Origin of the sequence: Chroococcidiopsis sp. CCNUC1 (genome assembly GCF_023546805.1) — a bacterium.
Taxonomy (GTDB): Bacteria; Cyanobacteriota; Cyanobacteriia; order Cyanobacteriales; family Chroococcidiopsidaceae; genus Chroococcidiopsis; species Chroococcidiopsis thermalis.
Window position 1 is genome coordinate 756424 of sequence record NZ_CP097480.1, and the last position, 24064, is coordinate 780487.

The window sequence follows — 24064 nt, forward strand, 5'->3', positions numbered from 1 at the left end:
TGGTGGCTAGGGGAGACAAGGGGGACAAGGGGGACAAGGGGGACAAGGGGGACAAGGGGGACAAGGGGGACAAGGGGCGGTTAACCAATTACCAACTACCAATTACCCATTACCAACAACCGACTGTCTATAACCTTACAATAGGGATGAGCCGATCGCAGATTCAGACTAATGTTACAAAAACTAGAGCAGTTAAAGGCTTTGTTTGCTCAGATGGAACGGGCGTTGATTGCCTATTCTGGGGGTGTAGATAGCACTTTAGTCGCTAAGATTGCTACTGATGTTTTGGGCGATCGCGCGATCGCCGTTACGGCTGTTTCTCCTTCTTTGTTGCCCGAAGAATTGGAAGATGCCCAAGTTCAAGCAGCACAAATCGGAATTGTCCATAAAATTATTCAAACGCATGAAATGGATAATCCAAATTACACTTCCAATCCCGTGAATCGCTGCTATTTCTGTAAAAGCGAGTTACACGATACGCTCAAACCCTTGGCAAAGGAATGGGGATATCCTTATATTGTCGATGGGGTGAATGCTGACGATTTACGCGATTATCGCCCAGGGATTCAGGCGGCGAAAGAACGCGGCGTGCGATCGCCTCTGGCAGAAATAGGAGTGACAAAAGCCGAAGTACGGCAATTATCGCAACAACTAGGCTTGTCTTGGTGGGATAAACCAGCCCAACCCTGTCTCAGTTCCCGCTTTCCCTATGGCGAAGAGATTACTGTATCTAAGCTACAGCGGGTAGGAAGGGCAGAAATTTATCTACGCAAGTTGGGATGGCAAAATTTAAGGGTGCGATCGGAGGGAGATACGGCAAGAATTGAGTTAATGCCAGATCTGATTAAAGATTTTGTCGCCCAGACAGATTTAGTGGCGCTAACTGCGGCATTTCAAAGTTATGGTTTTGTTTACGTCACGCTCGATCTAGAAGGTTATCGGAGTGGAAAGCTCAATCAAGTTTTGTCCGCGCCGATGGCTTCGAGGTAGATGTTTCTTAACTTTGCTGCGTAGCGATCGATGGAATGATGCTCGATAATTCTAGAGATTGAGTTATGAGATTTCTCTAGAATTATCTGACGATTAGCAAATATTTCATGTACTGCTCGTTCGATTCCTTCACGAATCAATTTGCTAATGGTGTCTCTATCTTCTTTTGTCGTGTAAATTGCTTCTCCTAAACTATTTTTAGGAACCGCGATCGTCCATCCTACATGATTATTATTGATTTCGGTTAAAGCTCTGACATTAGTTGTAATCACAGGACACCCTGCTGCTTGAAATTCCAAAACAGAGTAGCCATACGTATCAGCGTAAGTCGGTAATAAACCGATATGCGCCTTTTTCATCAATTCAATAACTTCGTGATTGGGTAATTGGGGAAAATAATTAATCCAGTCAGATTGCTGGAGCGAATGCTTTACTTGTTCAACGTCAGCAAGCGTCTCTTTAGTAGCATAATTATCAACATTAAGAGAGCTAATCACTGTTAACTCAAGATTATATTTATAGCGCTCTTTTAAAGCTTTTAATGTCTGCATAATTTCTTGCCCTCCTTTGCGAAAGAAAGAAGAACCAACAAATATAAATTTTATCGTTTCATCCAGGCTCAATTTTTTATCTGCATATTTAGAAACAAACTCCCTTTGTGGCGGATGCATAACTATCAGTTTGCTTTCTATGCTTTCTTGATATTCAGGAAATTCTTTTAGCAGCCTTCTTTGCATATTCGCATTGCAATCAGACATAGCGATAATTCGCCGACAAGCATCGCGAGAAATTGCTTGAAAAGCTTTATGCATTTTAGATTCAGTTTTCAAAGCAGAAAAATCGAGTTCTAAGTTGCGATCGCTCGGACATGAAAGCAAGCAAGTCAATCTCGGTAAAAATGTTTCAAATGTCGTAATCCAGGGAGTAGAACCATAACTGATTGTATTGAAAAAATGTAAAAGGCTAACTCGATTCAAATCGAAATCGTAAAATTGATTGTAACAGTCAATCAGAGAAAATATCTCTCGGTTAGCAAGCTGATTGAATTGACTCGCAATCCTTTGTTTCAACAGAAAAAAATCGCGAACTTTTTTGTATTTAGTATCGGGAACTATGTCGATAATATTTCTTTTTTCTGGATATGCATCGAATTTATAACCAATCAGCACAATAGGCTTCTCCTCGATCGATACTTCAGTTAGGTTAACTAGCGATCGCCAAAGGTTGAGTTGATTTCACAATCTGCATTCCAGCATCGGTAAACCTTTGAAAAGCCGCGTTTGCTTGTTCGGTGTAGTCAACTACACCAGGCACGACAACAGCAGAAGTACAATCTTCTAATAAATAAACTTTCTGAGCCAGACTCGGATCGACTTGCTGAATTTCAGTTAATAAATCATCTACAGTCCAAGCAACACAATGGCTTTTAGCTTGCCCTGCAATAATAACAGCATCAAATTCTAATAGTTGTTGAATTAACCGAGAATTCTTTTGAGCAATTGGTTTGCCGTCTGCACCATCAAGAACTTCGGGACGCAAGACAGAATAGTTTTCTGTTAATGGATTATTCCCTTTAATTTCAAATTGAGTTTGACTATCGCGGGCAATACAATGGAAAAATACCGCTTCTTCCACCGCAGAAACTAAAGCATGACCGATGCCACCTAACATGGAATGATAAGACCAAACCGTGAGGGGATATTTGCCATGCTGACTCAGTTGATTGACATAATGTAAAGCGTGTTTTTGGAGCATACTGTAGTCTAATTTTAAACTATACGCTACAGCAGGATTAACTTGCCAAATCCCTTGTTCGATATCTATAGGCGTAATATTTGTTGCAGATGGCGTTGGATGTTCTCCATCTTGGTTAATCCAAAAGATTGGATGAAAAATCTGCATTGCCGTGTGAGTATCTAGAGTCGGTGCGATCGCGCTAATCACTCCTAAATTACGATAAATAAATTCACACAGTCTCCGATTATCTTCGACTGCCCCAGTACCGGATTGTCCACCCACAAATAATTCAAAACTGGGAATGCAAAAAGTATTTTGTATGTCAATTAGTAGCAAACAAACTTGAGTTTTATCTGCTGATGCTGGTTGAATTTGATATTTTTTTGCCCACTCTCTCGCCGCTGCTGCCCTTTGTTGGTAAGGGACGCGCCAGACTTCGCCAACTTTCTCTGGTGCAAAGTGAGGGGGAATTGGTAACTGGGTGGTTGTACTCATGGGGTTTTGTTCTTTGGACGAATTGCAGTTAGGCGAATAGAATTTGCGCCTACACAGGCAAAACCCGCCTGTGCGGGGTTTCAAACCATTAGTCTCATAGCAATTCTCGATTGCGTGCGTGACATTGGTAGGGGCGCACAGCTGTACGCCCCTACAGATCGCGTATTTTACCCAATTGAAAACCGCTATCATTCGCTGTTTCTATTATGGTATTATTTACCATTATTGTAATAAATTACAGCTTTGAGTGCTACAAAATTAGCATCTGCGTACCCCACAAAGAGGTTGCACCCAGATCCAAACTTATTTGCGGATCTGGGTTCAAAGTGTTTTTACTTGTAAATCATCTTCTACAGGTTTGCGATCGCAGGAGCTATACGGTTACTGAGAGCAATTGTTGCCATACAACCCTAACTAGCACGGCGATCGGATTGTGGATGAATTGATGTAATATTTTGCGGCTGCTCTGCTGAATCTTGATGTCTATGTAAAATGTGTTTGATAACTTTTTCTGTCTTATAAACTTCATCTTCAGCTTGAAGCTTTTTCTTAGCGCTATGCGACAAATTAGTAAAAATTGCCAAGGCAACAGTTACCATAGATATTGCTGCACCATAGGATAGTAAATTGCTATCATTATGTACCACTGCCACAAGAAACTGAACGGCTATTACAGCTATTACTGACTTAATTAGCTTTTCTTTGAGGTCATCTAGATTGCGAATTGACAACCAATTTGGAAGTTTTAAACCACCAATAAATAGCTCGTACAAGCCTAGACCACAGATCAAAATTACAGTAGCTAAAAGCATGATATCTACTATCTCAATAAAGCTAATAGCAGTTTTGAAAAGAGTGACTTTGGGGACTTTTCCAACCGTGATGGTTTTACTCAAAAGTTCAAGAATAATAAACAAGGTTTGTTTCGCGCTATAGATCATCAATACCAATGCCGCTAAGACATTAGATAATGCAGGCAGAAACATGATATATCTTGCAGAAGCTAGTAGCTGACGCATGAAGAAATCTCCTCGATCGTTTTATGAAAAATACAAAGTTTTTGATTTTTCTCGGTCAAATGCAATTTGAAGTTCTACAGGTGTAATCAGTCCTAACTTGTAGTGCAACTGAGCTAGTGGCAAGTCTCAAAATCTCACAGCGCGATCCTGTATTCAAACGCTATCCGCCTGCCATGAAATACCCCCTTTCTAGCTCTTGATGTCAGAACAATTTTATCGACAGAGCCTCTATCACCACTAAAAAGTATCTAGATGTATATAGCGGGTCTAAACCAATTGTGAAAATATCGTCCATCTGTCTGTAACCTGCTAATTGTGCTTTCAAAAATGACAAATGACAAATGACAATCCTCACTCGTTGGTTCGCAACTCAAATAGACACGCTATACAATCAAAGGTTCTTTACACTGATTCCAGATTAAATCCAAGTAGGTGACAAACTTGGGATAAAAAAGTGACGAATTTGTCAGCGATAAAAAATTCAATGATAGTCGTTAAACAGAGCCATCTGCTTATATAGCAGTTCTCAATGATTTGTAAAGTGGGCTTCTAGACTGCGGCAGGCTAGAAGCCTGCTCCACGTTCATGAATCAAATAGGATTGCTATAGATGTAAGAACGAGCATCAGAAGGGTGACAGGTTCCCTTCTCCAGCTACACGATTGACAAAGAATTCACAGATTAAAATTTCTCGCTCTATCGTTCGATCTCTACTTTAATTTTTGCTGACTCAGAGCGATCGCCTGATGGCGATAAATTACCAGAACGACTAAATAACCGAAAATAGAGCGAAACAAAAAATTCTTTTAACGGAAATAGGATGTAAGTTAAAGGGTTGATTGTCACGATAATATTACGGACATCGCGCTGAGCTAGGGCAATAATTTGTTTCGCGACGCGATCGCTATTCATGACTCCAATTGGATTTAAATTACTTTTGAATGGTCCCAAAATCAACTTGCGGATGACACAAGGAGCGTCTAACCGCCGTAAAGTAATTAAATCGCCTAAAGTCCGCTTAGAAAGCTCGTATAAGGGGCTAACAGCAGGACTAACTTCGGCTTCCGATGTGTTTATCCATACTTCTTTTGTGGCAATATCTTCGTTAGTACGGACTGTGGCGAGAAACATTTCCATCAGTCGCCAAGAAGAGAAAGTGTTAACCTCATAAGATTTGGCGATCGCATCTGGCGTTCTTTCGCCATGCACGTTAATGCCATGATTGAGGATTAAAATATCAACTTTTTCTAACAATTGGGATAATTCGGCTTCTTGTCCTACCTGCCACGATACAGTTTTAACTGCTAGGGTTTTACCGTCAACGCTTAACGTCACGGGTTCGGATTGAGAACTCAGGGCAATGACTTTTGCCCCTGCTTGGTGGAGGTGTAATAATAGCGATCGCCCCAACGTTCCCGACGCACCAGTTACGGCAATTGTTTTTCCTTTCAGTGCCAATGCTGTACCCATAAGCTTATCCACCAAAGTAAAAGTACCGCAAAAATAGGCATCGTCATCATCAAAGTGATGTCGCCAGTGATAGGTACGATTCACAAACCAGCGTGCGGGAGGGGAAGTAAACGCACCAGGCATATGAGTTAAATCTGTAGCTTCCCTTGCCCATTCGCTACCACTACCACGGGCGATACAACTCACTAAAAACATCGTTGTATAGGCAGTTCCCGCCAAGGCTGCCCACTGATAGGTGGGTGTTTGCCAGTAGCAGAGATACCACGCACCGAAGGAAAGCAGTAGCATCACCAAGCATTCCGGCAAGTCATTATGCCACTGTGCTTTGCAATAAATGTCGGCACTCGCAAAAGTCAAGTCTCGGCGAAAGACGCGATGATGCCAGACGTGCTGCCGATATAAAAATGGGACTCGATGCGATAAGACGTGATACGCATCCCGCACGAGTTCTACCCAGAGGACAGATCCAACTATCCATGCCGTGCATGTCACAGCGGCAGCGAAAACGGACATCATAAATCTTTCCAACCCCTCACACTTGAGACTACAGATCGTTTCGTTTTTGCGACACCGATCCCCCAACCCCCCTTAAAAAGGGGGCAAAGATTCGCGAAACGGCTTTGACGCTTTCGATCCCCCAACCCCCCTTAAAAAGGGGGGCAAAGATTCGCGAAACGGCTTTGACGCTTTCGATCTCCCCAACCCCCTTTTTAATTAAAAAAGGGGGGCAAAGATTCGCGAAACGCATTGGCGCTTGAAGGCGCTCATAGGATTAGTTTAGACCAATAGCTCCAGCTAGCTACAGGTAAGCGCGATATTTGATGCGGCTTTACTCATTCTGGATGTCTGGTATCGGTGATGCAGACAGGGGCAAATTCGGAATTGCTAAAGCCAATTGATAGATTTCCTGGCGCGATAGAGAAGTCGCCTTTGCCAACTGACGGCTAGCCTGCGATCGCGATACTCCCGCTAAAATCAATTTTTGCAATTCTGCCTGAATTTCTGCTTCCGATAACTGGGGTTTCACCCATTCCATGCCTGCAACAACTAGGGTGTATTCTCCTTGGGGTTCTTTTTGTTGATAATGGGCGATCGCCCCTTCAATTTGCCCTCGCCAAAATTCTTCGTGTAATTTTGTTAGTTCTCGCGCCAGCACAATCTGTCTTTCTGCCCCAAATACCGTGGCTAAATCTTGTAAAGTTTGACGCAAACGATGCGGAGCTTCGTATAAAATTATCGTGCGGGATTCTATCTGCAAAAACTCTAAGCGATCGCGTCTGGGTTTGCCCTTAGCTGGTAAAAAACCCTCAAACACAAACCGATCCGTTGGTAAACCCGCCGCACTCAAAGCCGTAATTACAGCACTCGCGCCAGGAATCGGGACAACAGTTATCTCTGCCTCGACGCACGCTTGAACTAACTCATACCCAGGATCGGAAATTCCCGGCATTCCGGCATCTGTCACTAAAGCGATCGCTTTACCTGTTTGTAACCGATCGATAATTTCGGGAATGCGGCTGTTACGGTTGTGTTCGTGATAACTCAGTTGTGGTGTTTTAATTTGAAAATGGTGCAATAACTTCCCCGTGTGGCGAGTATCCTCCGCCGCGATCGCATCTACCGACTGCAAGATCCGCACTGCCCGAAAGCTGATATCTTCTAAATTACCAATTGGCGTTCCAACTACGTATAGCGTCCCTGGTTTTGGTTCAGTCACGATCTGAGTCTATTTACAGCTCTCTTTATTTTTTGCCTTTCTGACAGCCGTTTAAAGATATTTAACTAAAATTCTAACAGCCAGCAAATTTTTTCTAAAATTGACTCAGAAAGTTGTACGGTCTTGACAATCAATTTGCTCAGATGCCAAGACAGCGATCGCGTGTAGAAGGTCGCTGGCACTACAGCATCAACATTTCTTAATCCGCAAGGAATCTAAATCAGTCAACAGCGGCAAAGGATAGCATCTATCTCTTTAGATAGAGTTTTGCTAGGAGGACGTTATGAACACGATTGTTCAACGGCGACCGGAATTAGAAATTGCCAAAGTATGGAATCGATTTTGCGAGTGGGTAACAAGTACTGACAATCGAATTTACATTGGTTGGTTTGGCGTACTGATGATTCCCACCTTACTGACAGCTAGCATTTGTTTTATGCTTGCTTTTGCGATCGCCCCATCTGTGGATTTAGACGGCATTAGAGAGCCTGTTATCGGTTCGCTGATGGGTGGCAATAATTTGATTACAGCCGCAGTCATACCAACTTCAGCGGCGATCGCGCTGCATTTTTACCCGATCTGGGAAGCCGCATCTATGGATGAATGGCTTTATAACGGCGGTCCTTATCAACTAATCGTACTCCACTTTCTCATCGGCATATGGTGTTACTTGGGACGACTGTGGGAAGTGAGCTATCGCTTGGGTATGCGTCCTTGGACTGCTGTAGCTTTCTCTGCGCCAGCCGCCGCCGCCACAGCAGTATTGCTGGTCTATCCCATCGGTCAGGGTAGCTTTGCCGATGGACTCCCTTTGGGAATTGCTGGCACGTTCAATTTTATGTTGGCAGTCCAAGCAGACCACAACATTCTCATGCATCCTTTCCACATGTTAGGGGTAGCGGGAGTTTTTGGTGGCGCGCTTTTGAGTGCTTTGCACGGTTCTTTGGTAACTTCTACCCTCATCCGCCAAACTCAGGAGCATGAATCTGTCAATGCGGGATATAAATTAGGTCAGTCGCAGATGACTTATCACTACTTGGCAGGACACTATGGTTTTTTAGGACGGCTTTTAGTTCCTTGGTTTGCTAGTAGAAATCATCGTGCTTTTCACTTTCTCCTAGCTGCCTTACCTACAATAGGAATCTGGTTTGCCACGGCGGGAATTTGTAGCGTAGCGTTCAATTTAAATGGCTTTAACTTCAACCACTCGATTCTCGACAGTAGCGGTCGAGTTATCGGGACAGAAGCAGATCTGGTGAACCGTGCCAACTTGGGAATTCAGGCGATGCACGCAGTTAATACCCACCATTTTCCGAATATCATAGCTGGAGGTGGAATACAGCCCGTAAACATTGCGTCTATTCTATGAGTGCCAATTTAGAAACCAAAGACCAACAACATCCGTTGTACAGACGCGATCGCGCGATCGTCGATCGCCTGCAAACCGATCCCGTCAGCGATTACAATTTGGCAGAGCTAGCACGACTGCGAATTCGTTATCGCGGCTTCCCTGGAGCTAGAGACATCCAATCAGACCTAAACGCAGTCATGCAGAGATGGAATTTAACGGAAGCTACTTTATACGAAAAAACCCGTCAAATTCATGCTACTAGCTCCATTTACCAAAATGCAGTAAGAGACGAAGAAGACTGGAGCTGATTAGCCTTGATTTTACTTGTCCTGTTTTACGCTTTCCTTAAGTTTCAGCAACCATTGGGGAGTCTCTGAACGAGGGACGAGGAGCGAGGAGTGAGGAGCGAGGGCAAAGCTTCCTTGTCCCCCTTGTCCTCCTTGTCCCCCAACGACTGCCGACTCCCTCACGCTATCGAGCGTATTAGCGACTTGAACTTGCTGTTCTACCTGCTGTGTAGAAGAGACTAAACCACTCAAGCCTTCGATCAATTCGCGAATGCTGTCCCGAAATGAAGGATCTCCCGTGAGTTCGTCCAAATCGGAGGTAATTTTCTGGGCGTTTTGAAATGTTACCCGCGCAGAATCTAAGGTTTGTTGTAGTGCCAAGACATTACTAGGACTATTTAGCGCTTTAGAAGCGTCGCGTAAATTAGTTGAAGCTTCAGCAGCATTGGCTGTAAGAGTTTCTAAATTTTCTATCAGCTGTCCTTGGGTAACGCGGTTAACGGTGGGTGTGAGAGTTTCGACGCTTGAACGGAGTTGTTTGCTTGTTTGGGTGAGATTGTCTAAAGTAGCGACGAGGGAAGTGCGATTTTCAGTGACGAGACGATTGAGATTAGCAATTAAATCGTTTGCTTGTTCTGCTGTCAATCGAACTTGGTTGGCTGTGGCTCCAAATTGACTGGCGGTTTTATTTGTCGTGGCTGTAATTCGATCGGCTGTAACTGCAAGGTTGTCTAGCTGCTGTCGTGTCGATTTGGTTAATGTCGTAAGTTCGCGAGTCAGTCGAGACACATCGGCGGCAACAATTGAAGTGTTTTCGATCGCCGCATTAATATTTTCATAGAGTTCTGGATTGCTGTAGACGCTAGCAAAGCGGGTAGTAAAGCGAATTAATTCGTCAGTGCTAACGCCAATTTCACCAGTGAGACGAGAACCGTTGCAGACAATCAAAGCGCGATCGCACTTGGGATCGAGCGCTCTAGCGGTCACTTGTTCTGGTGGGACTTCTTTTTGTGGAGTAATATCGACGCTTACTTCACCTAAAAACCCCGATTGGTTAGCTTCGATGATTGCATCGCGGGCAATCACAACGTTGGCTGGAGAAACCTCTACAGTCACTTCTACTCCATTAACTCGCGGACGAATACTGGCAATCCTACCAACTGTTACCCCCCGATATCTTACCGCTGCTCCTTCTAGTAAACCGTTGACTCTGGGAAATTCAACTGTAAAGCTGTAGCTTCTCTCACCTACAGTTAAGCCTCTAATCCATAGGAAGATGGCAATAAATATTCCCATTCCTAGCAATAACAATAAACCCACCGAACCTTCTCTAACTGCACGCGATCGCATCGTTTTCTCCTCGATTCACTGACTCAGGCGCACTGTAGCACCCCTGCTAACCAATTACCTGAATTGGTCCTTCTACTTTGCCACTGAAAAACTGTCGCACCATTGGATGATCTGTCTTGTTGATATCGTCCACCGTTCCCTCCCACTGCAATTTACCTTGATAGAGAAAAATAATGCGATCGGCTGTACGGCGGATGGTACTGTCTTGATGGGTGACGATCGCGTAGGTGTTACAAACTCCTGTCAAGCATTGCAACTGACGAATCAAATCTTCAATCACAGTCGAAGCAATTGGATCGAGTCCCGCCGTCGGTTCGTCATAGAGTAAAACCTCCGATCGATCTTTGGGGTTGTCGGGGTTAGAAATAATCGCGCGGGCAAAACTCACCCGCTTGCGCATTCCTCCCGATAACTCTGCCGGATAGCGATCGCCAATTCCTGGTAAACCCACCATCTCTAAGCTACGGTTGACTAATTCTCGAATCCGCTGGCGCGATAGGCGGCTGTGTTGGTACAAGAAAAAGCCGACATTTTCTTCTACCGTCAGCGAGTCAAACAAAGCCGCTTGTTGAAACACCATTCCAATCCCGATTGGGTCTGCTTTATCTTCAATCAAGCCTTCTCGCATCTGTCCTTTGACGTAAATTTCTCCCTCATCAGGAGCCAATAATCCTGCTATCAGTCGGAGAATTGTCGATTTTCCCGTACCGGAAGGACCAATGATGGCTAAAGCTTCTCCCTTATAGATCGTCAGATCGACTCGATCTAAAACCAGGTTGCTACCAAATGATTTACTTACACCTTTGAGTTCGATTATTGGCTCAGCCATCAGCAGATTGTGAAGTTATAGCGGCTAGTTTCACTGTTCGGTTGTACTTCCACAGTTTAGTCCATTACCTCACTCGTAGCAGTTTTAGCATTTTGCTATTCTTCAATCTATTTTGGCTTATTTTAATTAAACCCTTTATGACAATCCAAGTGTACCCGCCTATTTGTCTAGGCGATCCCGGTCTTTGTTATACCATTTCGTTAGTAGGCTGACTTCGATCGAGCAGCAAGAGAGATTTACTATACGGCTATTTGTAAATTTTTGTTGCTAATATTGTCAGCTTGCTAAGCAATTTTGTTTATTCTTTAATCTTTTCTAAGATAGTCTTCGCTTGTTCTAATAAAAATCTACAGCGCTTCAGTGCAAATATCTCCTCACGTTGTATTCTCCATTTTGTAACAAAGGTATTTACTTGATTAACTATGAGTATAAATCCTGGAACTCCTACAACTGCATCGAAAAATAAAGTACCGCCAAAAGCTTGTATAAAGTTACCAAATATTGCAAATGCTAAGACAACAGAAACTAGAGATGATATTGGCACAAATGAAATATAAACTTCACCTTGTGCTTGCCTTTCGTCTATCAACCCTCTTATTTCTGCTAAAACGAAATCTAAAGTTGAAATATGAGCGACCGAGCATAGTTCATTAATTACTACTAAATCATCTGTAGCCCTCTGCTTATTTCTTGTTAAAAATCTGTGAACCAGTTCCGATTTATTATCTCTTTGTGTTTTTCGTTTAAAGCCCCTACATAATTTAAAAAGCCAAAGAGAAGCCCACGCTACCAACCAAATCAACACATACCATGCTTTGTTTTGTTCGTTAATCAATATGTTGTAATAGCTAAATTCTAGTTCTACTAGTATTAAAGATAAAAGAATTATAAAAAATACTTTTTCTCAACGGGCTTCACCTACTATTAATTTCCATATTCTACAAAAGAAATTCCATAACTGTTTGCAAAATTTAATATTTTCTTGAGTTTGCTTTGAGTGTAAAATATCAAATAATATCTCGTAGCGGCTGATTAAGAGATCGTATACAAATAATGATTCTTGTTTTATTCTATCGATTTCAAATTCTAAGTTTTTTCTATCAATTTCAAACTCTAGTTTTCGATTGTCCATAAACTCACTCCGAATAAAGTTCATATTCACAAAACTAGTTTTTGCTAGAATATAGTGTTCTGTAGAGCGCTTATATGACTAAAGCTGAAATTTTGCACCTGCTGCAATGCCCGCCTGCGAATACAATTCACAGGCTAATAGCAAAAACCCATTTCAATGGGTTAAAGTCTGTCTGCTAGTCTACTTTAGTGGACTTTAGCTATCAGCCATGAACTTAAGTTCATGGCGAGTCTCATCTATAATGCTGCAAGCTTTAAATCAAGAATACATATGGTTAAAATGCTTCGTCCTTTTAGTTAGGGAAAATTAGAATTAACTCTTATTTGCTCCATAAGCAGTAGAACCATTTGAAAATAGCCGACCGCTATAGTATATCGAAGTAATACAGGTTAACAAATGAGCGATCGCGACGTAGATGTCATTGTCATTGGTAGCGGTATAGGTGGCTTGACTACCGCTGCTTTATTATCTCGTTATGGCAAAAGAGTCACAGTCTGTGAAAGTCATACCATAGCTGGGGGTGCAGCCCATAGTTTTTCTCGCCAGGGATTTCATTTCGATTCTGGTCCCTCCTTCTACTGCGGTTTAAACGACTCCCACAGCCGCAACCCCCTGCGTCAAGTCTTAAATGTTTTAGAAGAAACTCTCCCAGCCATACCTTACGATCCTTTGGGACATTATCATTTTCCTGAAGGAACTTTACCTGTATACAGCCAACAGGAACGCTACCTAGAAGCAGTAAGGCAATTTACCCCTCAAGGATCGAAAGAATTAGAGCGATTTATTCAGCGCTTGCTACCCTTGTACGACACTTTACAGGGCATTCCCACAATATTATTACGGGCTGATTGGCAACTGATACCCGTTCTTATGGGGCGTTGCTTGCCCTCATTAGTCAAAATGTTACCCCATTTGGGTTTAGTCCAAAGCTCGGTGGGACAAGTCATGGATCGGGAAGTTAGCGATCGCTGGGTGAGGCGACTGATTGACTTAGAATGTTTTCTACTATCGGGTTTAAAAGCACATGGAACGATCGCCCCAGAAGTTGCTTTTATGTTAGGCGAACGCTCTCGTGCTGGGGTAGAGTATCCAATTGGGGGTAGTGGGGCGATCGTCGATGCTTTAGTACGCGGGTTAAAACGTTGGGGTGGCGAGTTGCGCTTGGGCTGTCATGTCGAACAAATTTTGGTAGAGTCTGGTAGAGTTACAGGCGTGCGCTTGCGAAAGGGAGAAATCCTTCATGCACCAATTGTTATATCCAACGCTTCCATTTGGGATACCTACGGTAAATTATTACAGCCAGAAGATTTACCCACATCCTATCGACAAACAGCGTTAGCCACCCCAGCAGTAGATAGTTTCATGCACCTGCATTTGGGTATTAAAGCCGAGGGGTTGGACAATTTAACCGGACATCATGTTGTCGTCCACGATGCAGAACGAGATATCACAACTCCTGGTAACACCTGCATGATCTCCATTCCTTCGGTGTGGGATGATTCTCTTGCACCCCCTGGACATCATGTGGTTCACGCCTATACTTTAGAATCGCACGAACATTGGCAGCGAGATAATAGCTATCAAGAACGCAAAAAAGAGCGATCGCAATCTTTGTATCGTGCTTTAGAACGAGTTATTCCAGATATTAGACAAAGAATTGTCTTAGAACTGATCGGTACGCCGTTGACTCACGCGCATTATTTACGACGCTACCAGGGAACTTATGGAGCAGCGATCGCGGCTGGTAAGGGTATGTTTCCCAGTACTCACACTCCGATTTCGGGATTATATCGCGTTGGTGATAGTACCACGCCTGGAATTGGCGTGCCAGCTGTTGCCGCTTCGGGAATTTTGTGTGCCAATACTCTAGTTCAACCGCAGCAGACAGCAGAATTGCTGAATATTCAGTAACTAAAAATACTGCGATCGCAGGCAGTTACAAAACTAATTCTTGCGCAAAGCAGTAGTTACAAAACTCATTATTATTACAAATCGAACTGTCATCGTAAATACACTCTTCGGCTGTTATTCGCCATATTTTGAGTCATGTCGCAAAAATTACGCTGCAACTAGTATTTATTTGCTCTGATACAGTTTTGCAGCGCAAATGATGTATAAACTACATCTTTTCGCCATTTTTTGTGCAGCCAAATAATTGAGGATTGGACGTGAGAAGAAGAGACTTTATCACGAGAATTGCTGCGTCTGCTGGTACTACTTATGCAGTTATGCAAGCTTTGGATTTGATCGAAAAACCAGCAACAGCACAAAAATCCCCGTTTCAACTTCAACGTCGAGGAGGTAATAAGCGTATTATCATTCTCGGCGCTGGGTTAGGTGGCATGACTTGCGCTTATGAATTGAGCAAAGTCGGCTACCAATGCAAAATTTTAGAAGCCAGAGAACGTTCAGGGGGTCGTTGCTGGACAGTTCGCACAGGAGATAAATTCACCGATACTTTAGGTCAGACACAGACCATCGGATTCGATCGCGGACAATATTTTAACCCCGGTCCCGCTCGGATTCCCTACCATCACGTCACGATTGACTATTGCAAAGAACTGGGTGTTCCGTTAGAAGTCATAGTCAACCTCAGCCGCCAGCAATATATTTACCGCGAAAACGCAGGATCGCTATCCGGTCGCAAGGTTCATTTTCGCGAGGCGATCGCCGATATGCGGGGATACATTTCCGAACTCTTAGCGAAGGCAATTAGTAAAGATGCAGTTGATGCACCTCTAACTGTGGAAGATAAGGAGAAAATGATCGAATTTCTCCGCACTTATGGCGGTTTAAACCCAGATTTATTTTACAAAGGTTCCAGCCGACGCGGTTACTCTACGTATCAAGGAGCGGGCGATGCGCCTGGAGTCGTTGATGACCCTTACGACTTGAGTGCGTTGTTGGAATTGGGATTTGCAGGAGACGAATCTTTTGAATTTGGCTTCAACCAGCAAATGACGATGTTTGAGCCTGTAGGAGGAATGGATGCGATCGCCAAAGCTTTTGAAAAGCAGGTAGGGAGATTCATTACTTATGGCGCAGTGGTGACAGAAATTCGCAAGACTCCCGATGGCGTGCAAATTTTGTACAAAGATAAATCGGGTAACGTCAAGCAAGAAACAGCCGACTACTGTATCTGTAACATTCCTCTATCAGTACTAAAAGATATTCCCTCTGATTTCGCTCCCGATATGAAAGAAGCGATCGCCAGCGTGGAATATGCCGTTACGGGTAAAAGTGCGTTACAGTTCAACCGCCGTTTTTGGGAAGATGACGAAGACATCTTCGGTGGTATCACTCAAACTGACCAGGATATCGACCAGATCTGGTATCCCTCAACGGGATATCTGTCTCAAAAAGGCATAGTTTTGGGCTACTACAATTTCGGTTCAACAGCAGAGACAGTCGGAACCCTCGCCCCCGCAGACCGCGTAGCTTTAGCATTGGAACAAGGGAGTAAGATTCACCCGCAATATAACAACCACTTTGAGAATGGCTTTTCGCTGTTCTGGTCAACAGTGCCTTATAGCAAAGGTGGATGGGCAGAATACACTACTAATGTCAGAACGACTTACTATCCGCGACTGAATCAACCAGATGGCAACATCTATTTGTGCGGCGAACATCTCAGCTACCTCACAGGTTGGATGGCTGGTGCTTTTGAATCTGCTCGTCTCGTCTCTACACAGATTGCGGCTCTATGAGCGTTATTTGTCATTGGTGCGCAATCGGGATTTTATTGACATTCTCCTATCTCCGGTACGGGCGGGTTTTGAAGGTAGATTTCTTGCTGTCGGCATGAATTTTTGGCTAAACCCGCCCCTACAAATGCTTGGCTTTTGATTTTTGATTGTTACCCAAAAATTACCCAAAAATTAACTATGAAACGCTTCATCAATCAACTTCAACTTGGAAAAATTAGTGTTTGGTTATTAGCAATTGTTTGTGCTAGCTTAATTGGTCTGCAAATATTTGGGATTCATCTTCAAGCTGTAGCCAAACCAGCTGCACCGAAAGAGGTAGTGTTTTACGGTTCGCCAACCTCTTCAATTGCTTCAGCCGTCGCCGTACCGGAAGACCAAGCTTACTATTGGACGAGTGGCACAGTCCCACCAGTCATTAATCCCGATGCTCCACTGCGGACGCGCGATCGCTATGGCGATACAAAAACTCAGGCGATCGGTATTCTAGAACGAATTCAAGCTTTGTTGGCAGATGTGAACCTGACGTTATCTGATGTGGTCTATCTGCGCGTTTATCTAGTGGCAGATCCCGCAATGGATAATCAAGTCGATTACCAGGGTTGGTTTGACGCTTACGCTCAATTTTTCAACAATCCAGAAAATCCAGTCAAAACAGCTCGTTCTACCCTGGCTGTGGCTGGTTTGGTCGATCCTGGTTGGTTGATTGAAATTGAAGCCGTCGCCGTTTATCCCAAACGTTAAGAATTCGGAATACCCCTACGGGGAAGCAAGCTACGGAACTCGGAATTCGGAATTAAAAATCTTGCGTGCATCTACACAATTGGGGAGCAATTAAGCGGTAGAGTAACTCAAGTAGCGTTAAAGCGAATTTGTATACATCAGGCTGTAGCTATGAGTCATAGCAGAATTTTGGGTACGGTATTTATTTTAGGTAGTTGGGCGATCGCCATCTCTCCCGTAACAGCCAATCCAGTAGAGGTTGTAGACTTTACACGCAATTCCCAGACCCTACAAAGTACTCAGTCCAAACAGGTTGATTTTACCGTCAACATCACTCGTCCCCAATCTTTTGCCGAGCTAATACAACAAGCGGAAATCATCGCCGCAAACTTGACCCGACTAGGATTTCAAGAAAACTCCAAGTTGCGCGAAATGTCCGTCCGCATTTTTGGCGAACGTAACGGACAAGAAGCACCTCTATTGTTTGCCAAAGTTTCTCGCTTTGACTGGCAAAAGCAACCTCAAATTCAAAACTGGAGTCAATATTTTACGAGTTCTGGTGTATTGCTTGGTCTAATAGAAGTCGAACAGCAGCCCTCTTCTCCTACGTCTACCGCACCGACTTTCCGTCGCTCTACTCCCCCAACCTCCTCTACTCCTTCAATCTCCACTCCTCCAGTTCCCATTCCTACCCCGCCTACGGTAAAACCATCAAGCAATACATCTCCACCTGCTAATAGTTTGCCTCCAGTTAATTCGCCTCCAGGTGGAGCCAGCCTAGAAGAAGAAGATCCCGGTTATAGGTAAATTAGTCATCAGTGGCTAGTGGCGCTTTGGCTAGTTGTACTGATAAACGTTCACTGTCCCAGTTTAATTTCCCCTGCTTTATCTGCACTAGCAAGAGTTTTACCATCGGGACTTATAGCTACTGCATAAACATCTTCATCGTGTTTGCTTAAAGTATTGAGCAGCTCGCCCGATCGCGGATTCCATAATTTGATGGAATGGTCTTCTGCACCGCTAATTAGTACTTGTCCGTCCGCTCGAAAAGCCAGAGAATTAATGTGGTCTGAATGCCCTTTCAAAGTATGTAATAAATCTCCAGTTTGTAAATTCCACAACCTAATTGTGTTGTCATTTCCACCACTGGCAACTATATTTCCATCGGGACTCATGGCGATCGCAATGACTCGGCTAGTATGCCCTTGTAGTGTGCTGAGTAATTGTCCCGTGTTTAAATTCCAAACTCTGACTAAATTGTCTGCACCACCACTTACAATCGTGTAACCATTAGGACTAATTGCTACGGCACGAACTGCACTTGTATGTCCGCTCAAAGTTCGCAGTAAAACTCCCGTACTTAAATCCCAAACTTTAATCGTGCGATCGCTACTACCGGTGACAATATGTTTGTCATCGGGACTCACAGCCACAGCGCGAACTGCATCTGTATGTCCCCGCAAGGTACGGATCGGTTCCCCGGTTTGCAAATTCCAAACTTTAATCGTGCGATCGCTACTACCGCTAATTAATTTATCTCCGCCAGGATCGATCGCTACCGACCAAATTGCACCTGTATGAGCATCAGGAATTGTCCGAATTAATTCTCCAGTTTTTAAACTCCACAACTTAATTGCGCGATCGTTACCACAGCTAGCTAAAATTTGACTGTCAGGACTAAAAGCCAGCGACCAAACAGTATTAACATGTTCGAGTACCGTCGGTACTTGGTGATTGTATGTCGTGTCTGCGGCAATAGTTTCGCTCATGGATAGCTGGCGCAAATCTTGCCAGCGAGTTGCACCATAAGCTATCCCTAATATTGCCAAAACTGTCAGTGTAACTGCCCCCAACCAAGATTTTGGTTGGCGTTGAACGAGATCGTCTTCTACCGTTTTTTCCTGCATTTCGCTAGTTAAAACTGCTACCGTACTCTGACGGTCTGCTTCCCAATCTGTACCTCGATCGTCTGTACCTTTACTATGAGCTGCGATCGCTGTATTGAGCGTTGCATTTTCCAACCACCAAAGCGCCGTTCTTTTCATGGTCGCTTTAGCTAAATAAATCTGCTGCGGATCGTCAAATGCGTGTATATTTGGTGCTAAATTTGTCGAAGTTTCTCCTAGTCTTTTCCTAATATACTGATGCATTTCTGCTACAGAAATTGTGCGATCGCGATCTAAATCTGCTGCGCCAGTTTCAATTCCTTCTACTAAGTAATGAGTATATGTTGAGAGTTCAAATCCCTTATGAGAAAATTCTGTTGCTGTATTTCCAGCCGTCAATATTACCCTACCTATTCCTCCTAACTGCTGTTGGAGATTGCCCATCATGGGATTTTTCGTCCATTCATCTACAACCATAGAGTTGTCGGCGCAACAATCGAGAATGACAACCTGTTGTTCTGCCGGACTGTCATTCATGATATTTTTGACTAGATTAGCTGGAATTGCAGTCGGGGCAACCAGTTCTCCGTTGGGATTTTTACAAGTTAAGCGAGTGGGAAAGTAAAATCTGCCATAGCGATCGCTGACGTAATGACCGGAGAAATATAATAATACTAAGTCATCCGGCTGGCGTGTCTGGGCGTTAAATAAAGTCGCGATCGCTAATTGCATTGTCAGCGGATCGGGATTTTTGAGGATTTCTACCTCTGTAAAACCACCCATTTCTGGATGCTGTAAGACCCGTTGCATTGCTACCAAGTCCTTTCCGACCCCAGGTAGCCAGTTAAAACCAGGTCCGTAATCGCTTACGCCGATCAGCAATGCCACTCTAGCCATTGGTGACTTCCTCCCTGATGTCCTGTAGATGCGTCGCCACCAGTCCCTACACGAATTCCAAGTGTTTTTTCATACAAGCCCATGAAAGCTTGATGTTACCTCTCTAATTTTAAAGATAAAGTAAAGCAATTATTATTCAACCGCAAAAATATAGTTTGTCATGTCGTCCTCAAAGTTAAGTTTTTTGGTATTTTTTAATACTCGCCCGAACAAATACTTAGCAGATTCAGGCTTTTTATGCCTGCTGCTAGAGGAAGAGTTGCTCTTGTATAATCAATTACTTAATATTAGAAAGCCAATGCTCGTCTTCTCACTGAACAAGATGCGATCGCGATATTGCCACGACTGAAATAAATTATTATCGAATTACCGCTTGGAATGAAAGCTTTGACGATCTGAATCTACATCTCATAGCAATTCTTGATTGTGTGGATAACATTTGTAGGGGCGCACAGAGAAAGCGCCCCTACCAGACGTGTATTGCATCCAATTGAAAACCGCGATCGGTTTTGAGGCAGGCTTTTCTATTTCTGAAACCAAAGCTATTATCTTTACTGGACGGGTTATTGATTCCCACGGCAAAGAATTATTTTGGAGTCAAGATTTAAGTCGTTCTTAAATTTTTTCACGAATTTTTGTAGAGACGTTACATGTAACGTCTCTACACATGTAACGTCTCTACAGGGAAAACCGATTTAACAATTTATATAGGGTGACTATGATTTTCTACTAACAGCGACGCAAGGAACCGTCTGCATATAGTTGCAGTGGTACTAGTTCAACTTTGCCGTTAGTAATAACTTTGCTGTAGACAATTTTTACCAAAGGAGACTGTTGTTGATTGTATAAAAGTGCCATATCGATTACCTGCCTGTTGATTCGGTAAAGCCAACGGTATAAAAAAAGACAATACTAAGTTACGTATTCAGTGAAAATACTGACAATGTTGTAGCTTAGAGTCGTTAAAGATTTTGCAAAGATACGCGATCGCAGAGTGGGGATTTGATGAAGATTACAATAAATTTTCGTTTGATAGTGGCGATAACTTCGTTCAGCTTCGCTAACGCGATTCAGTGGTACGGTGAGATTTCCAGTAGAATACGAACAAAATCCTAAATCAGCTTATCGTTCTTCTACTTTGGTCGATCTACTCCGAAAGGATGAAATGTAGCGATCTTTGCTTTTCTGTAGATAGCTTCACCACGCAACCGCTTGATTCCCGAAACAGTCAAACTTCCGTATGTACAAAACTGCCGCTCAGTTACCCGCACGACTGGACTATTATTACCATCAGATTAAAACCATCATTTTATCTCGGCAAAATCCGATTTCTGGCTTATTACCAGCTAGTACTGCCATCACTGCCCACGGAGATTATACCGATGCCTGGGTGAGAGATAACGTCTACAGTATTTTAGCGGTCTGGGGTCTGGCGCTAGCATATCGTAAAGTCGATCCCGATAAAGGACGTACCTACGAATTAGAACACAGCGTTGTGAAGCTGATGCGAGGCTTGTTATTTGCGATGATGCGCCAAGCCACCAAAGTAGAAAGCTTCAAACACACTCAAGCTGCCCTAGATGCCTTGCACGCCAAGTACAATACTCAAACGGGTGATATTGTCGTCGGCGATGGTGAGTGGGGACATCTACAACTCGATGCCACTTCTCTATTTTTATTGATGCTGGCACAAATGACGGCTTCGGGGTTGCACGTCGTCTACACCATCGACGAAGTAAACTTCGTGCAAAATTTGGTTTATTACATCGGACGCACCTACCGTACCCCAGACTTCGGAATTTGGGAACGGGGAAACAAAATCAATCACGGTAATGCCGAATTGAATGCTAGTTCTGTGGGAATGGCAAAAGCAGCCTTAGAAGCCATGAACGGACTAGATTTATTTGGAGTTGGGGGTAGCCAAGCATCGGTAATTCACGTTTTACCCGATGAAATTGCCCGCGCCCGCATTACGTTAGAGAATTTGTTACCGAGGGAATCTGCGTCTAAAGAAGTTGATGCAGCCGTATTAAGCGTTATCGGTTATCCTGCGTTTGCCGTAGAGGATCGACGCTTGCTAGAACGCACCCGCAATGATATTATTACCAAACTCCAAGGCAAATACGGTTGCAAGCGATTTTTACGTGACGGACATCAAACGGTGTTGGAAGACACCAACCGCCTGCATTACGAACCGTGGGAACTGAAGCAATTTGAACATATCGAATGCGAGTGGCCCCTATTTTTCACATACTTATTACTAGATGGAATATTTAGAGGCGATCGCACCCAAATTCAAGCATATCAGGAACGCTTGGAAAAGATTGTCGTAGAACGAGATGGCGTGAAACTATTGCCAGAGTTGTACTACGTCCCGCAGGAAAACATTGCCGCAGAAAGGGCAAATCCCCAAACTCAAACTCGTCTACCAAATGAGAATGTCCCCTTAGTTTGGGCGCAAAGCCTGTATTTTCTCGGTCAAATGTTAAGTGAAGGGCTAGTCTCAATTGGCGATATCGATCCTCTAGGAAAACATTTAAACATCGGTCGTCGCCAAGAAGCAATGGTACAAATTGCCTTACTTGCAGAAGATGAAGATTTACAAGCAAAACTAGCGGTTTACGGCATTGAAACCCAAACACCATCACAAGTAGAACCAATTCAAGTCCGCCAAGCTGGAGAACTATCAACTGTCTACACCCAAATTGGACGCAACGACAAATTAGGTTTGTCAGGAAGACCAATTAGACGCTTGCGGAGTTTAACGACTTCGAGAATCTTTCGGATTCGCGACGAAACCGTGGTGTTTTTACCTTCTTTTCTCGATCCCCAACAATTTTATCTCACCCTCGATTACCACTTTCTAGTCGCACGACTCAAAAGCGAACTTGCATATATTAAACACCATTGGAGTGATTTAGGGCGACCGACAGTAACGCTGATGTTAACTCATACCATGCTAGAAACGGAGAAAGAAGCGTTATTACCGTTGATGGAGGAACTCAGAAGCGGTATTTGCAACGGCGTTCACGTTAAGCTAGGACGATTGCAACAGTTGATGCTAACGGCAAAAACAGAACGGATTGATTTCTTGCATGAGTTAAATTTTACTCGCTTAGCAGTCAACAAGACCGCACAACGCAACTATTACCTAACGTTTCATCCCGAAAAAAACCTACCTTTAGGGATTACTCAAGAATTTCAGCTAGAATGCGAAACCAATCTCAGTCTGTTGTTAGGACAATTACGGGCTTCAGACAATCTCTACGAACAAATTGAGTTATTGCAGACATTGTATCGCTTACGCGGCTTAGATTTTGATACTGGTTTTGGCACTGGACGAGTGACGGTTGGCGATTTATTGGATGAAGTTTATACCAAGGCGGGAAATTCTTGCTTGTGGACGATTGTACGCCGCGCCGCAGGACTGCGACGGATGATAGACGTGTCTCTTTCGGACGAGGTGACATCAATTCTAGTCAGGCAAAAACAAATTGCTGTAGGTAAGTCTTACAGCGAGGCTTCCTTGATTACCCAACCGATGTCTAATCAGGAAATTGGGGAAAAAATCGACCAGTTTTGTGGCGAAGATATTCGCGATCGCGTTTTGACACAAGAAATGCTTAACTATTTAGGGGTATTAATTCGTACTGAACCCCATTTATTTAAGGGATTACTGACATTGCGGGTTGGTTATTTAATTCTATTAATTACCAGCGAATTAGGGCAAGAATTGGGATTAACTCAAGATGAAGCCTACGAACATTTGATGCAACTATCCCCATTTGAAGTGAAAATGCGCCTGCGCCAAGTTTTAATTGGTTATGAGGGGATGAATCAAGTCTTGCGTCAACGAGAATCGCTACACGTCAAACAGCCAGAAAGCGATATTGAATGGGTAGTACTGCCTGAAGCTACAGATGAAGGCTTTGTCCCTTTGAGTGGCTGGCAACAGCAGCGACACTGGGATGGGGCGATGAACCGCGTTCCTCAAGACTTTTTCCAACGAGTTTGGCGGTTAATGAAACACTCTAAAGGCGTGATTATTGGCGATAAATTAGAACGACGCAATCGTTTGGATAGCGAGTTAATTCTAGCAGAAATGACATCGGGAGAAAAAAACTTTGCCCTACGAGTCGAGCATTTACTCAATAAAATTGAAGCCCCAGAATATCGACAAGTTAATATTGAAACGCTAATGGAATTAGCAGCAATTTGCGATCGCAATCCTAATTTGCAAATAGAAGAATACATCGTCTTAGATGTATTAATCGGTCATGCCGTGCGTTTAGCTTGGTTAGAACGTTTCCCTGAAAAAGCAGACCGTTACGATGAATTTAAAGCCTCTGCATGGCGTGCTTTTTACAATTCTTCACCCAGAGAATGCGCTAGTGCTGTCGTGAAGGCATTCCGATTCTTATCCGAATTTGGGCAATCTCAAGCAGCATGAGAAAGTCAAAAGTTCAAAGTTAAAAGGC

Annotated in this window: 22 protein-coding genes; 12 read left to right on the forward strand and 10 right to left on the reverse strand. The window is 43.6% G+C overall.

The window, feature by feature from the left end:
- The first annotated feature begins 2 nt into the window (after positions 1-2).
- Complete coding sequence (locus tag M5J74_RS03550) at positions 3-254, forward strand: hypothetical protein (protein ID WP_250015378.1); 252 nt, start codon at positions 3-5, stop codon at positions 252-254.
- Positions 172-990, forward strand: a complete 819-nt coding sequence (larE, locus tag M5J74_RS03555; protein ID WP_106170926.1) for an ATP-dependent sacrificial sulfur transferase LarE — start codon at positions 172-174, stop codon at positions 988-990. Before M5J74_RS03550 ends, larE begins: the two co-directional genes overlap by 83 nt.
- Here larE and M5J74_RS03560 read toward each other — a convergent pair.
- Both M5J74_RS03560 and M5J74_RS03565 read right to left on the reverse strand, forming a co-directional pair.
- The gene (locus M5J74_RS03560) at positions 957-2159 is read right to left on the reverse strand and encodes a glycosyltransferase family 4 protein (protein WP_250015380.1); all 1203 of its coding nucleotides are present in this window, start codon (positions 2157-2159) and stop codon (positions 957-959) included. The genes larE and M5J74_RS03560 overlap by 34 nt on opposite strands.
- A gap of 34 nt (positions 2160-2193) precedes the next feature.
- The gene (locus M5J74_RS03565; protein WP_250015381.1) at positions 2194-3222 is read right to left on the reverse strand and encodes an isochorismatase; all 1029 of its coding nucleotides are present in this window, start codon (positions 3220-3222) and stop codon (positions 2194-2196) included.
- 6 nt (positions 3223-3228) lie between these two features.
- Between M5J74_RS03565 and M5J74_RS03570 the strand changes: the two genes are divergently transcribed.
- Complete coding sequence (locus M5J74_RS03570) at positions 3229-3453, forward strand: hypothetical protein (RefSeq protein WP_250015383.1); 225 nt, start codon at positions 3229-3231, stop codon at positions 3451-3453.
- A 179-nt stretch (positions 3454-3632) separates the two neighbouring features.
- Here the strand turns inward: M5J74_RS03570 and M5J74_RS03575 are convergent, their stop codons facing one another.
- The 3 genes from M5J74_RS03575 to rsmI form a co-directional block, all read right to left on the reverse strand.
- Entirely contained in the window at positions 3633-4241 is a 609-nt protein-coding gene (locus M5J74_RS03575; protein WP_015152758.1) for a YqhA family protein, read from the reverse strand.
- A 695-nt stretch (positions 4242-4936) separates the two neighbouring features.
- Positions 4937-6226, reverse strand: coding sequence for a bifunctional sterol desaturase/short chain dehydrogenase (locus M5J74_RS03580; RefSeq protein ID WP_250015384.1), 1290 nt, complete (start codon positions 6224-6226; stop codon positions 4937-4939).
- Positions 6227-6539: 313 nt separating this feature from the next.
- Positions 6540-7430 (reverse strand): 16S rRNA (cytidine(1402)-2'-O)-methyltransferase, encoded by an 891-nt coding sequence (gene rsmI / locus M5J74_RS03585; protein ID WP_371934001.1) that lies wholly within the window; start codon positions 7428-7430, stop codon positions 6540-6542.
- A gap of 280 nt (positions 7431-7710) precedes the next feature.
- Here rsmI and M5J74_RS03590 point away from each other — a divergent pair, with 280 nt between their 5' ends.
- Both M5J74_RS03590 and M5J74_RS03595 read left to right on the forward strand, forming a co-directional pair.
- Positions 7711-8796 (forward strand): photosystem q(b) protein, encoded by a 1086-nt coding sequence (locus M5J74_RS03590; RefSeq protein WP_015152761.1) that lies wholly within the window; start codon positions 7711-7713, stop codon positions 8794-8796.
- A complete protein-coding gene (locus tag M5J74_RS03595; RefSeq protein ID WP_015152762.1) occupies positions 8793-9086 on the forward strand; it encodes a DUF3288 family protein in 294 nt (97 codons plus the stop codon). The genes M5J74_RS03590 and M5J74_RS03595 overlap by 4 nt, the downstream gene beginning before the upstream one ends.
- A gap of 12 nt (positions 9087-9098) precedes the next feature.
- Here the strand turns inward: M5J74_RS03595 and M5J74_RS03600 are convergent, their stop codons facing one another.
- From M5J74_RS03600 to M5J74_RS03610, 3 genes are all read right to left on the reverse strand, one after another.
- Positions 9099-10415: an MlaD family protein gene (locus M5J74_RS03600; RefSeq protein WP_250015388.1), complete on the reverse strand. Its 1317-nt coding sequence runs from the start codon at positions 10413-10415 to the stop codon at positions 9099-9101.
- A gap of 46 nt (positions 10416-10461) precedes the next feature.
- Positions 10462-11244 (reverse strand): ABC transporter ATP-binding protein, encoded by a 783-nt coding sequence (locus M5J74_RS03605; RefSeq protein WP_015152764.1) that lies wholly within the window; start codon positions 11242-11244, stop codon positions 10462-10464.
- Positions 11245-11542: 298 nt separating this feature from the next.
- Entirely contained in the window at positions 11543-12079 is a 537-nt protein-coding gene (locus M5J74_RS03610) for a hypothetical protein (RefSeq protein WP_250015390.1), read from the reverse strand.
- Positions 12080-12772: 693 nt separating this feature from the next.
- Here M5J74_RS03610 and M5J74_RS03615 point away from each other — a divergent pair.
- From M5J74_RS03615 to M5J74_RS03630, 5 genes are all read left to right on the forward strand, one after another.
- Entirely contained in the window at positions 12773-14287 is a 1515-nt protein-coding gene (locus tag M5J74_RS03615; RefSeq protein ID WP_015152768.1) for an NAD(P)/FAD-dependent oxidoreductase, read from the forward strand.
- Between the two features lie 257 nt (positions 14288-14544).
- Entirely contained in the window at positions 14545-16083 is a 1539-nt protein-coding gene (locus M5J74_RS03620) for a flavin monoamine oxidase family protein (RefSeq protein ID WP_250015392.1), read from the forward strand.
- Between the two features lie 7 nt (positions 16084-16090).
- Complete coding sequence (locus M5J74_RS32505) at positions 16091-16222, forward strand: hypothetical protein (RefSeq protein ID WP_256498665.1); 132 nt, start codon at positions 16091-16093, stop codon at positions 16220-16222.
- A 38-nt stretch (positions 16223-16260) separates the two neighbouring features.
- Positions 16261-16824 (forward strand): RidA family protein, encoded by a 564-nt coding sequence (locus M5J74_RS03625; protein WP_106168053.1) that lies wholly within the window; start codon positions 16261-16263, stop codon positions 16822-16824.
- Between the two features lie 150 nt (positions 16825-16974).
- The gene (locus tag M5J74_RS03630; protein ID WP_106168047.1) at positions 16975-17610 is read left to right on the forward strand and encodes a hypothetical protein; all 636 of its coding nucleotides are present in this window, start codon (positions 16975-16977) and stop codon (positions 17608-17610) included.
- A gap of 50 nt (positions 17611-17660) precedes the next feature.
- Here M5J74_RS03630 and M5J74_RS03635 read toward each other — a convergent pair whose 3' ends face one another.
- Positions 17661-19586 (reverse strand): caspase family protein, encoded by a 1926-nt coding sequence (locus M5J74_RS03635; RefSeq protein WP_250015394.1) that lies wholly within the window; start codon positions 19584-19586, stop codon positions 17661-17663.
- A 475-nt stretch (positions 19587-20061) separates the two neighbouring features.
- Between M5J74_RS03635 and M5J74_RS03640 the strand changes: the two genes are divergently transcribed.
- Complete coding sequence (locus M5J74_RS03640) at positions 20062-20205, forward strand: hypothetical protein (protein ID WP_158631792.1); 144 nt, start codon at positions 20062-20064, stop codon at positions 20203-20205.
- Between the two features lie 110 nt (positions 20206-20315).
- On the opposite strand, the gene M5J74_RS32510 is transcribed toward M5J74_RS03640, so the two are convergent.
- On the reverse strand, positions 20316-20444 hold the full coding sequence (locus M5J74_RS32510) for a hypothetical protein (RefSeq protein WP_015152774.1): 129 nt from the start codon (positions 20442-20444) through the stop codon (positions 20316-20318).
- A 382-nt stretch (positions 20445-20826) separates the two neighbouring features.
- Here M5J74_RS32510 and M5J74_RS03645 point away from each other — a divergent pair, with 382 nt between their 5' ends.
- A complete protein-coding gene (locus M5J74_RS03645) occupies positions 20827-24036 on the forward strand; it encodes a glycoside hydrolase family 15 protein (RefSeq protein ID WP_250015395.1) in 3210 nt (1069 codons plus the stop codon).
- The last annotated feature ends 28 nt before the right edge of the window (positions 24037-24064 follow it).

Excerpts from the sequence above, each read along its gene's own strand:
- M5J74_RS03645 (WP_250015395.1), top strand. The coding sequence starts at position 20,827 with ATGTACAAAACTGCCGCTCAGTTACCCGCACGACTGGACTATTATTAC.
- M5J74_RS03565 (WP_250015381.1), bottom strand. The coding sequence starts at position 3,222 with ATGAGTACAACCACCCAGTTACCAATTCCCCCTCACTTTGCACCAGAG.
- M5J74_RS32510 (WP_015152774.1), bottom strand. The coding sequence starts at position 20,444 with ATGGCACTTTTATACAATCAACAACAGTCTCCTTTGGTAAAAATTGTC.
- M5J74_RS03615 (WP_015152768.1), top strand. The coding sequence starts at position 12,773 with ATGAGCGATCGCGACGTAGATGTCATTGTCATTGGTAGCGGTATAGGT.
- M5J74_RS03575 (WP_015152758.1), bottom strand. The coding sequence starts at position 4,241 with ATGCGTCAGCTACTAGCTTCTGCAAGATATATCATGTTTCTGCCTGCA.
- M5J74_RS03605 (WP_015152764.1), bottom strand. The coding sequence starts at position 11,244 with ATGGCTGAGCCAATAATCGAACTCAAAGGTGTAAGTAAATCATTTGGT.
- M5J74_RS03625 (WP_106168053.1), top strand. The coding sequence starts at position 16,261 with ATGAAACGCTTCATCAATCAACTTCAACTTGGAAAAATTAGTGTTTGG.
- M5J74_RS03580 (WP_250015384.1), bottom strand. The coding sequence starts at position 6,226 with ATGATGTCCGTTTTCGCTGCCGCTGTGACATGCACGGCATGGATAGTT.
- M5J74_RS03600 (WP_250015388.1), bottom strand. The coding sequence starts at position 10,415 with ATGCGATCGCGTGCAGTTAGAGAAGGTTCGGTGGGTTTATTGTTATTG.
- M5J74_RS03635 (WP_250015394.1), bottom strand. The coding sequence starts at position 19,586 with ATGGCTAGAGTGGCATTGCTGATCGGCGTAAGCGATTACGGACCTGGT.
- M5J74_RS03590 (WP_015152761.1), top strand. The coding sequence starts at position 7,711 with ATGAACACGATTGTTCAACGGCGACCGGAATTAGAAATTGCCAAAGTA.
- M5J74_RS03630 (WP_106168047.1), top strand. The coding sequence starts at position 16,975 with ATGAGTCATAGCAGAATTTTGGGTACGGTATTTATTTTAGGTAGTTGG.
- larE (WP_106170926.1), top strand. The coding sequence starts at position 172 with ATGTTACAAAAACTAGAGCAGTTAAAGGCTTTGTTTGCTCAGATGGAA.
- M5J74_RS03595 (WP_015152762.1), top strand. The coding sequence starts at position 8,793 with ATGAGTGCCAATTTAGAAACCAAAGACCAACAACATCCGTTGTACAGA.